Here is a 10,575-nt window from a genome sequence, read left to right on the forward strand (position 1 = left end):
AGGCGGGTGGCGGCGACCGTCCCGACGGGGCCGGAGGCGTCCGGGCCCGCGTGTGGGTCACGACCCCGGACCGGTCCGAGCTGCTGCACGAGCGGGCGTCGGTCGCGTTCACCCCCGGCGCGTCGGACCTGACGACCATCGAGGTCGACCCGGACCGCACGTTCCAGGTGATCGACGGCTTCGGGGCGTCGCTCACGGACTCGTCGGCCTCGCTGCTCGCCGCGATGCCGCCGGACCGGCGCCGGGAGGCGATGCGCGCGCTGTTCGACCCGCAGGAGGGCATCGGCGTCAGCTTCCTGCGCCAGCCCCTCGGCTCGTCCGACTTCACGGCGGCCGACGAGCACTGGACCTACGACGACATGCCCCCGGGCCGGACGGACCTGCCGCTCGCGCACTTCTCGGTCGCGCACGACGAGCGGCAGATCCTGCCCCTGCTGCGCGAGGCGAAGCGGCTCAACCCCCGCCTCACGGTGCTCGCGACGCCCTGGAGCCCGCCGGCGTGGATGAAGACGGGCGACTCCCTGGTGGGCGGGCAGCTCAAGGACTCCCCGCGGGTCGTCGACGCCTACGCCCGCTACCTGGTCAAGGCCGTCCAGGCGTACGCCCGCGCCGGTGTGCCGATCGACTACCTCACGGTGCAGAACGAGCCGCAGCACCGCTCGCCCGACGGCTACCCGGGGACGGACATGCCCGTCGCGCAGCAGGTCCGGGTGATCGAGGCGCTGGGGCCGAAGCTGCGCGCCGCGAGCCCGCGCACCCGGATCCTCGGGTACGACCACAACTGGCAGACCCACCCCAACGACGTCGAGGGCACCGACCCGGCCTCCGCGCAGTACCCGCAGTCGCTGCTGCGCAGCGGCGCGGCACGGTGGGTCGCCGGCACGGCGTTCCACTGCTACTACGGCGACCCGAGCGCGCAGAGCACGCTGCACGAGCAGTTCCCCGGCAAGGGCATCTGGTTCACCGAGTGCTCCGGGTCCCACGGCCCGGACGACACCGCGGAGCAGATCTTCCGCGGCACGCTGACGTGGCACGCGCGCACGCTGGCGATCGGCACCACGCGGAACTGGGCGCGGTCCGTCGTCAACTGGAACCTCGTGCTGCGCGAGGACGGCGGCCCGCACCTCGGGGGCTGCGGCACCTGCACCGGCCTGCTCACGGTGCTGCCGGACGGGTCCGTGCGCCCGGACGCGGAGTACTACACGATCGGGCACCTGGCGAAGTTCGTGCAGCCCGGCGCCCGCCGGATCGGCTCCACCAGCTTCGGGACCACCGGGTGGAACGGCCAGGTCATGGACGTGGCGTTCCGCAACCCCGACGGCTCCACGGCCCTCGTCGTGCACAACGAGAACGACGCCCCCCGCAGCTTCGCCGTGGCGGTGGGGGGCCGCTCCTTCGAGTACACGCTGCCCGGCGGTGCGCTCGCGACCTTCGTCTGGCCGCCGTCGCGGCTCCTCGCCGACCCGCGCACGCCGCTCGACCTGGGGCGGGCCACCGCCACGGCGACGGGCGGCGACGACGCCGCGCTCGCGGTCGACGGCGACGCGTCGACCCGCTGGTCCAGCGGCGCGGCCCAGGCGCCCGGCACGGCCCTCACCGTCGACCTGGGCCGGACGACCGCGTTCCGCGAGGTCGCGGTGGACGCGGGCGACAACCTCGGCGACTTCCCGCGCGGGTGGTCCCTGGCGGTCAGCCGGGACGGCGAGCGGTGGCGCACCGTCGCGAGCGGTGCCGGCACCGGCCAGCTCCTCACCGTGGGCCTCCCGCCGACGGCGGCGCGCTACCTGCGGGTGACGACCACGGCGCCGGCGGGCAGCTGGTGGTCGGTCGCCGACCTGCGGCTCTACCGCTGACGGGCCGCCGAACGCGCGCCGGCGAGGGCGGCTGACGAACTGCTCAGGAGCTGCTGAGGAGCCGCCCACGCGGGGCGGCGGACCGGGCGGGACCGGCCCCGGCGCCCGGTCCGGCGGTGCTCCCGGGGCGGGTCCGCCGCCCGCGGGCGCACGCCCGCGGGCCTGTCGGGTGCCCGGAGTGTCGGATCGTTCCGATGCCAAGTCGTGACCATCGGGGCACCGTCAGAGCGTTGTGCTCAGAGAAATGTGAGCGCTAACATCGCCGACGTCGAGCCCGCTCGAGCGCGAGCCAGGGGGACGCGCAACCGGCGCTCGAAGGGTTCACCGCAGGCAGAGACGCAGCGGCGACGGGCCGTTTCTCAAGGAGGAGAACAGCATGCTCAGCAGGAGTCTTCGTTCCCGGATCCTCGTGACGGCGACCGCCGTCGCGGCCCTCGGGCTCGCCGCGTGCAGCTCGGGCGGCGGCACCACCCCCGGCTCGTCCGGCACGGCCGGCGGCGGGGGCGGCGGTGGCGACACGATCACCGTCGGGTTCTCCCAGGTCGGCGCCGAGTCGGGCTGGCGCGCGGCCAACACGAAGTCCATCCAGGAGTCGCTCACCAAGGAGAACGGGTTCGACCTCAAGTTCTCCGACGCGCAGCAGAAGCAGGAGAACCAGATCCAGGCGATCCGCTCCTACATCGCGCAGGGCGTCGACTACATCGCGTTCTCCCCGGTCGTCGAGACCGGCTGGGACGCGGTGCTCGAGGAGGCCAAGCAGGCCAACATCCCCGTGATCCTCACCGACCGTGCGGTCGACGTCGCGGACGAGACGCTCTACCAGACGTTCATCGGCTCCGACTTCGTCGAGGAGGGGCGCCGGATCGGTCAGTGGGTGTCCGAGAACCTCGGCACCGAGCCGATCAACGTCGTCGAGCTGCAGGGCACCACGGGCTCCGCGCCGGCGATCGACCGCAAGGCCGGCTTCGAGGAGGCGACCAAGGACAACCCGAACGTGAAGGTCGTCGCGTCGCAGACCGGTGACTTCACGCGCGACGGCGGCAAGAAGGTCATGGAGGGCTTCCTGCAGTCGAACCCCGACATCGACGTCGTCTACGCGCACAACGACGACATGGGCCTCGGCGCGATCGAGGCGATCGAGGCGGCCGGCAAGAAGCCGGGCGAGGACATCAAGATCGTCACGATCGACGGCGTGAAGGACGGCATGACCGCCCTCGCGGAGGGCAAGATCAACTACATCGTCGAGTGCAACCCGCTGCTCGGGCCGGACCTGGCGGACATCATCAAGACCCTGGACAGCGGCGGCACCGTCGAGCGCCGCATCGTCACCGAGGACGGTGCGTTCGACCAGGAGCAGGCGAAGGAGGCGCTGCCGGACCGTCAGTACTGACGGGGCGCCGGGACTCCGGCACCAGCAGCACCAGCAGCACGACAGACCGACCCGGGGTCCGGGCCGGGGCGCCAGCCGCCCCGGCCCGGGCACCCGGCCGACGGGCCCGCGAGGCGGCCCCCGCACGAGAGGTCGACGATGACCGACGCAGCAGGCTCGACGGGCGCCCCGGGCGCACCCGTCGTCGAGATGACCGGCATCTCCATCGCGTTCCCCGGCGTCAAGGCGCTGGACGGCGTGGACTTCCGGCTCTTCCCGGGCGAGGTGCACGCCCTCATGGGCGAGAACGGCGCCGGCAAGTCGACGCTCATCAAGGCGCTGACCGGCGTGTACGCGACCGACTCCGGGCGCATCGTCGTCGGCGGGCAGGAGCGCTCGTTCGCCGGCCCGGCCGAGGCGCAGGCCGCGGGCATCAGCACCGTGTACCAGGAGGTCAACCTCTGCGACAACCTCTCCGTCGCGGAGAACGTCATGCTCGGGCACGAGGTGCGCCGGGCCGGCGGGATCGACTGGCGCGCGACCCGCGCCGCGGCGCGCGAGCACCTGCGGGCGCTCGACGTCGACATCCACCCGTCGTCGTCGCTGTCGTCGCACTCGCTCGCGGTGCAGCAGCTCGTCGCGATCTCGCGGGCGATGGTCGTGGACGCCCGCGTCCTCATCCTCGACGAGCCGACGTCCAGCCTCGACGCGGACGAGGTCGCGAAGCTCTTCGACGTCGTGCGGACCCTGCGCGCGCGCGGCGTGGCGATCCTGTTCGTCTCGCACTTCCTCGACCAGGTGTACGCGATCAGCGACCGCATGACGGTGCTGCGCAACGGCCAGCTCGTGGGGGAGTACCGCACCGCCGAGCTCGACCGGGTCGAGCTCGTCCAGAAGATGATCGGACGCTCGCTCGAGGTGCTCGAGCGGCTCGAGGAGTCGCCCAAGCCACAGATCGCCGAGCGCCGCGACACCACGCCCTACCTGCAGGCCATCGGGCTCGGGCGCAAGGGCTCGATCGAGCCGTTCGACCTCGACGTGTACCCCGGCGAGGTCGTCGGCCTGGCCGGGCTGCTCGGCTCCGGCCGCACCGAGCTCGCGCGGCTGCTCTACGGGGCCGACCGCGCGGACACCGGCTCGCTGCACGTCGACGGCGACGTCACCCGGCTGCGCTCGCCGCGCTCGGCGCTGGCCCACGGCATCGTCTACAGCTCCGAGAGCCGCAAGACCGAGGGCATCATCGGCGACCTCACGGTCCGCGAGAACATCGTCCTCGGCATCCAGGCCGAGCGCGGCTGGCTGCGGCGCGTGCCGCAGCGCAAGGCGGACGAGGTCGTCGACCAGTACATCCGCGCGCTGGGGATCCGGCCCGCGAACCCGGACGCCGTCGCCGGGAACCTGTCCGGCGGCAACCAGCAGAAGGTGCTGCTCGCGCGGTGGCTCGCCACGGCACCGAAGCTCCTGCTGCTCGACGAGCCGACCCGCGGCATCGACGTCGGCGCCAAGGCCGAGATCCAGCGGCTCGTCGCCGAGCTCGCGGAGCAGGGGATGGCGGTCGTCTTCATCTCCGCGGAGCTGGAGGAGGTGCTGCGCCTGTCGCACCGCCTCGCCGTGCTGCGCGACCGGCGCAAGGTCGCCGAGCTGGCCAACACCGACGACGTCACCACCGACGCCGTCGTCGACCTCATCGCGAGCGGAGGACAGCAGTGAGCTCCCCCGACCCGACGCCGCCGCCCGCCGGCGCGCCCGCACCTGCGCCGGCCCCGGTGGCCGCCGGGGAGCGGCGGTTCTCCCTCGGCGCGCTCGTGCGCCACCGGCTGTTCTGGCCGCTGGTCGCCCTCGTCGTGCTGCTCGTCGCCAGCGTCGTGAAGTCGCCCCAGTTCCTCCAGGTCACCGTGCTCGACGGGCACCTGTTCGGCGGCCCGGTCGACATCCTGCGGCGCTCGGCCGTGCTGCTGCTCGTCGCGCTCGGGATGACGCTCGTCATCGCCACGCGCGGCATCGACCTGTCGGTCGGCGCCGTCATGGCGATCGCCGGTGCGGTCGCGCTCACGCAGATCGCCGCGTCGCCGAGCCCCGACTCCGTCACGACCGTCACCACCGCGATCCTCTCCGCGCTCGTCGTGTGCCTCGTCATCGGGGTGTTCAACGGCTTCATGGTGTCGGTCGTGGGGATCCAGCCGATCGTCGCGACCCTCGTCATCATGACCGCCGGTCGCGGCATCGCGATGCTCATCACGGGCGGCCAGATCACGACGGTGAACAGCGGCCCGTACAAGACGCTCGCCTCCGGGTTCTGGCTCGGGCTGCCCGTCGCGGCGCTCATCGCGGCGTTCTTCTTCGCCGTCACCGCGTTCGTCACGCGGCGCACCGCGCTCGGCGTGCTCATCGAGTCGGTCGGCATCAACCCGACGGCGTCGCGACTGGCCGGCGTGCGCGCCCGGACGATCATCTGGATCGTCTACGTGCTCTGCGCGCTGTTCGCCGGCATCGCCGGCATCCTGCAGAGCTCGAACATCATGGCCGCCGACTCCAACAACGCCGGCCTGTTCATCGAGCTGGACGCGATCCTCGCCGTCGTCATCGGCGGCACCTCGCTCGCCGGCGGGAAGTTCTCCCTCACCGGCACGCTCGTCGGCGTCCTCGTCATCACGACGCTGACGCTGTCGATCACGATCCTCGGCATCCCCGTGAGCGCCGTGTCCCTGTTCAAGGCGCTCGTCGTCATCGCCGTCTGCCTGCTGCAGTCGCCGGTGGTGCGCCACAAGATGCGGGCGCGGCGACGTGCGCAGGCCGCGGTGCCCGTGGAGGTGGCGGCCTGATGGCGACCCAGCAGATCCTCGAGGTCGAGCCCCAGGCGGGAGCCGGCGCGTCGTCGCTCGCCTCGCGGTGGCAGCTCGACCGGCGCTACCTGCCGGTGCTCGGCACGCTCGTCGTGCTCGTGCTCATGCTCGTCATCGGCGGCAGCCGGTACGAGAACTTCCTGTCCGGCCGCGTGATGGCGAACCTGCTCATCAACAACAGCTTCCTCATCGTGCTCGCGGTCGGGATGACGTTCGTCATCCTCACCGGCGGCATCGACCTGTCGGTGGGCGCGGTCGTCGCCCTGTCGACCTGCCTGTCGGCGTGGATGTTCACGCGCGGGTGGAGCGCCGCGATCGCGATCCCCGCCTCGATCCTCGTCGGGACCCTGATCGGCTACCTGGTCGGCCTCATGGTCCACGTCTTCGAGATACAACCGTTCATCGCGACACTGGCAGCCATGTTCCTCGCGCGAGGGCTGTGCTACCTCGTCGCGCCGGAGTCGATCCCGATCACCGATCCGACGATCGTCGCGCTCTCGCAGACCCGGTGGGGGACCGCCGACGGGCTCGTCATCACGCCGAGCGGCGTCGTCGCGCTCGTCGTCGTCGCCGTGGCGTTCGTCCTGCTGCACTACACGCGGTTCGGGCGCACGGTGTACGCGATCGGCGGGAACGAGCAGTCGGCACGGCTCATGGGTCTGCCGGTCGCCCGCACGAAGGTGCTCGTCTACGTGATCTCCGGGACGTGCGCCGGCCTCGGCGGGTTCCTGTTCGCCGTCTTCTCGCGCTCCGGGTACTCGCTGACCGGCATCGGGATGGAGCTCGACGCGATCGCGGCCGTCGTCATCGGCGGCACGCTGCTCACCGGCGGCTCCGGCTTCGTGCTCGGCTCCGTGCTCGGCGTCGCGGTGCTCGGCCTCATCCAGACCATCATCACCTTCGAGGGCACCCTGTCCTCCTGGTGGACCAAGATCGTGATCGGCGCGCTGCTGCTGGTCTTCGTCGTCCTCCAGCGCCTGCTCGTGGTGCGGCGGCGCTAGAGGTGACGCCGCGCGGGCTGCGGAAGGGGAGAGCCGCAGCCCGCGCTCGGCGCCGCCCTCTACGGTGTGCCCCAGGAGGTGACCCATGGCGTCCGTCCCCACGGACCGACCACCCGCGATGATGGACGTCGCAGCCCTCGCCGGCGTGTCCCACCAGACCGTCTCGCGCGTGCTCAACGACCACCCCAGCGTCCGGCCGCAGACGCGCGAGCGCGTGCTCGACGCGATCGCGACCCTCGGCTACCGGCGCAACAGCGCGGCGCGGGCGCTCGTCACCCGGCGGACCGGCACGATCGGCGTCGTCACCCCCGCGAGCGCCCTGCACGGCCCGACGAGCACGCTCGTCGGCCTGGAGGAGGCCGCGCGGGTCGCGGGGATGTTCGTCTCGGTGGCGACGATCCGCACGTTCGACGGCGAGACGATGCGGCGGGCCCTCGACCACTTCCTCGGGCAGGGCGTCGACGCCGTCGCCGTCGTCGCGCCGACCGTCGAGGCGGTCGCCGTGCTCGCCGGGGTGCAGGCGCCCGTGCCCGTCGTCGTCATCTCGTCCGCCGGGGAGCTCCCGGACGTGCCGCACCTGTCCGCCGTCGGGGTCGACCAGGCGCACGGGGCGAGGCTCGCGACGAGCCACCTGCTCGCGGCCGTGGGCGACGGCGACGTCGTGCACGTCGCCGGGCCGCAGGACTGGTTCGACGCGCAGGACCGTCTCGCCGGGTGGCGCTCGGTGCTCGCCGCCGCCGGCCGGTCCGTGCCCGAGCCCGTGGTCGCCGGCTGGGCCGCGCAGGACGGCTACGGGATCGGGCTGCGGCTCGCCGACGGGGGGCTGCCCGGCGCCGTGTTCGCGGCGAACGACCAGCTCGCGCTGGGCCTGCTGCACGCGTTCTGGGAGCGCGGCGTGCGCGTGCCGGCGGACGTCCTCGTCGTCGGGTTCGACGACGAGGTGGGCGCCGCGCACTTCACGCCGCCCCTCACGACGGTGCGGCAGGACTTCGGTGCGCTCGGCACGCTCGCCGTCGACACGCTCATCGGCGCGCTGGACGGCGCCGCGGCGACGCGCGGCGTGATTCCCGCCGAGCTCGTCGTGCGCGCGAGCTCCTCGCGCCGCTGACCGCCGGTCAGGGGACTGCGCGGCCGTCCGGGTAGGGCTCGCCCTCGACCTCGCGGGCCGTCTCGCCCTCGTCGAGGACCTCGCCGACCGGCCCGTGCGCCGTCGTCCGGCCACCGAGGCCGACACCCTCGACGTCCCGTGCGGTCTCGCCGTCGTCGAGCACGTCGCCGACGTGGCCGCCGGGCGCCGTCAGCTCGTCGCCCTCGACGACCTGAGCGGTGTGCCCGTCGTCGAGCACGTCCGGGAACTTGGAGTGGTCGTCGGCCCCGAGCTCGGTGCCGTGGCCGGCGCCCGTCGGGTCGTCGACCGGGTGCTCGACGGGAGCGGCGTGGCGGGGTTCGTGCGTGTTCTCGGTCATGGTCATCGCCTCCGGCTCCACCGTGCCCCCTGCGCGCCGGTTCGGCATCCCGAGCGACTCCGGCACCCCGAGCGACCTCGCCCCCGGCCCGTCGCCCGAGCGTTCGACGAGCGCGATCGTCCGTCTCGCGCCACGATCGGAGCGAGGCGCCCAGCAACCCGGCGCCGCCCACTGGGCCTACCGGCCCGTCCCGAGGAAGGTGTCCACCCCCATGGCACTGTGGCTCGTTCTCATCCTGGTCGGCATCGTGATGATCATCATCGGCGTCGCGACCGCCGCCGCGAAGTTCCTCATCTGGCTGGGGATCGCGATCCTCGTCATCAGCCTCGTGATGTCGCTGGTGCGTCGCGGCAAGGCGCGCGTCTAGCGGCGCGCCGCACCCCCGGCACGACTCTCGTCCCGGTCGGTCCGCCCCCCTCGGACCGGCCGGGACGAGCCATGTCCGGCGTGCGCTCAGCGGGGCGAGCGCAGCCCGCTGGCCCGCTGCACCGGCCGGGCCACCGCGGCGAGCACCGCCTCCCGGGAGCCGACCAGCAGGACGTGCTCCTGGGCGCGCGTGACGGCCGTGTAGAGCAGCTCGCGGGTCAGCAGCGGCGACGACGGGGGCGGCAGGACGACGGCGACCCGCGCGAACTGGCTGCCCTGAGCGCGGTGGATCGTCATCGCGTGCACGGGCTCGACCGCGGGCAGCCGGTGCGGGCGCACCAGCCGAGGGCCGTCCGGGCCGCGGAACGCGACCGCCACGCCGCCCTCGTGCGCGACGACCACGCCCACGTCGCCGTTGTAGAGCCCGGTGGCCCGGTCGTTGCGCTCGACGAGGACCGGCAGGCCCACGGGCCAGGCGCCCGGGCGGTGGCCCGCCGCCTCCTCGACCCACTCCTGCGCCTGCCGCGACCAGTGCGCGACGCCCGCCGGGCCGCGGCGGTGCGCCAGCAGGAGCCGGTGGCGCTCGACGGCGTCCAGGGCGGCCTGCGCGTCGCCCGCGCTCGCGGCGGCGACGACCGCGACGCCCGTCGCGGAGACGTCGGCGCGCAGGCCGGCGACCTCGTCGGGCAGCGGACGCTCGCCGGACGTCGCGACGAACGTCACCGAGGGCGACTCCAGCGCCGCGAGGACGGCGTCCGCGTCGGCCCGCTGGATCGCGCTCGCGAGCGCGTGCAGGTCGCCGCCGTACCGGTGCGGCCGCTCGAGCCGCACGACCCCGTGCCGCAGCGCCTCGCGCGCCGGGGCGGGCAGGTCGGGGGGCACGAGGTCCCCGAGGCGGCGCGGCAGCGCGTCCGACGTGGCGGGCCGGTGCACCAGGTCGCCGAGCACGGCGCCCGCCTCGACGGACGCGAGCTGGTCGGGGTCGCCGACGAGGACGAGCCGCGCCTGCGGGCGCAGCGCCTCCAGGAGCCGCGCCATCAGCGGCAACGACACCATCGACGACTCGTCGACGACGACGACGTCGTGCGGGAGGCGCCGCGAGCGGTCGTGGCGGAAGCGGGTCGACGTCCCCGGCCGCCAGCCGAGCAGCCGGTGCACGGTCGTCGCCGTGAGCCGGCCCACGCGCTCGGCGTCCGCGGGCGACAGCGCGCGCACCTGCGCCACCGCGTCGTTGGCTGCCTCCTGCAGACGGGCGGCCGCCTTGCCCGTCGGCGCGGCGAGCGCCACCCGCAGCCCCGGGCCGGCGGCGGCCTGCAGCACCGCCACGAGCCGCGCGACCGTCGTCGTCTTGCCGGTGCCGGGACCGCCGGTGACGACCGTGAACCGCGACACCGCGGCGACCGCGGCGGCGAGCCGCTGGCGGTCGTCCTGCTCGCGCGGGAACAGCCGCACCAGCGCCGCCCGGAGAGCGGCCTCGTCGAGCGACCCGTCCAGGACGCGGGTGCGCTCCTCGACCGCGACGCGCACCGCGTGCTCGTCGCGCCAGTAGCGGTCGAGGTAGACCCGGCCGTCGACGAGCCGCACGGGCCGGTCGTCGGGTCCGTCCGGGCCGTCCGCCACGAGCGGGCTCGCGCGCAGCGCCGCCTCCCACGCGTCGAGCGGTGGCCACCGCCAGGC

At 73.9% G+C, this 10,575-nt stretch carries 9 protein-coding genes; 7 read left to right on the plus strand and 2 right to left on the minus strand.

What is annotated here, in order from left to right:
- The 6 genes from HGCM_RS17695 to HGCM_RS09180 form a co-directional block, all read left to right on the plus strand.
- A partial coding sequence (locus HGCM_RS17695) for a discoidin domain-containing protein (RefSeq protein ID WP_019136547.1) occupies positions 1-1,853 on the plus strand: 1,853 nt, incomplete at its 5' end.
- Between the two features lie 376 nt (positions 1,854-2,229).
- Positions 2,230-3,243 carry an ABC transporter substrate-binding protein gene (locus tag HGCM_RS09160; protein ID WP_026075370.1) on the plus strand — a complete coding sequence of 338 codons (1,014 nt, stop codon included), beginning with the start codon at positions 2,230-2,232 and terminating at the stop codon, positions 3,241-3,243.
- Between the two features lie 138 nt (positions 3,244-3,381).
- Positions 3,382-4,932, plus strand: a complete 1,551-nt coding sequence (locus HGCM_RS09165; RefSeq protein WP_019136549.1) for a sugar ABC transporter ATP-binding protein — start codon at positions 3,382-3,384, stop codon at positions 4,930-4,932.
- A complete protein-coding gene (locus HGCM_RS09170; RefSeq protein WP_019136550.1) occupies positions 4,929-6,044 on the plus strand; it encodes an ABC transporter permease in 1,116 nt (371 codons plus the stop codon). The genes HGCM_RS09165 and HGCM_RS09170 overlap by 4 nt, the downstream gene beginning before the upstream one ends.
- Positions 6,044-7,066 carry a galactofuranose ABC transporter, permease protein YjfF gene (gene yjfF, locus HGCM_RS09175; protein ID WP_019136551.1) on the plus strand — a complete coding sequence of 341 codons (1,023 nt, stop codon included), beginning with the start codon at positions 6,044-6,046 and terminating at the stop codon, positions 7,064-7,066. Before HGCM_RS09170 ends, yjfF begins: the two co-directional genes overlap by 1 nt.
- A gap of 85 nt (positions 7,067-7,151) precedes the next feature.
- A complete protein-coding gene (locus HGCM_RS09180) occupies positions 7,152-8,174 on the plus strand; it encodes a LacI family DNA-binding transcriptional regulator (RefSeq protein ID WP_026075371.1) in 1,023 nt (340 codons plus the stop codon).
- 7 nt (positions 8,175-8,181) lie between these two features.
- Here HGCM_RS09180 and HGCM_RS09185 read toward each other — a convergent pair whose 3' ends face one another.
- Positions 8,182-8,538, minus strand: coding sequence for a hypothetical protein (locus HGCM_RS09185; RefSeq protein ID WP_147572769.1), 357 nt, complete (start codon positions 8,536-8,538; stop codon positions 8,182-8,184).
- A gap of 205 nt (positions 8,539-8,743) precedes the next feature.
- Between HGCM_RS09185 and HGCM_RS20100 the strand changes: the two genes are divergently transcribed.
- Positions 8,744-8,899 carry a hypothetical protein gene (locus HGCM_RS20100; protein WP_019136554.1) on the plus strand — a complete coding sequence of 52 codons (156 nt, stop codon included), beginning with the start codon at positions 8,744-8,746 and terminating at the stop codon, positions 8,897-8,899.
- Positions 8,900-8,985: 86 nt separating this feature from the next.
- Here the strand turns inward: HGCM_RS20100 and recD are convergent.
- Positions 8,986-10,575 (minus strand): exodeoxyribonuclease V subunit alpha (gene recD, locus HGCM_RS17700; RefSeq protein WP_019136555.1); only part of this gene is annotated, 1,590 nt, incomplete at its 5' end.

This window comes from Cellulomonas massiliensis JC225 (assembly GCF_000312005.1).
GTDB classification, from domain to species: Bacteria; Actinomycetota; Actinomycetes; order Actinomycetales; family Cellulomonadaceae; genus Cellulomonas; species Cellulomonas massiliensis.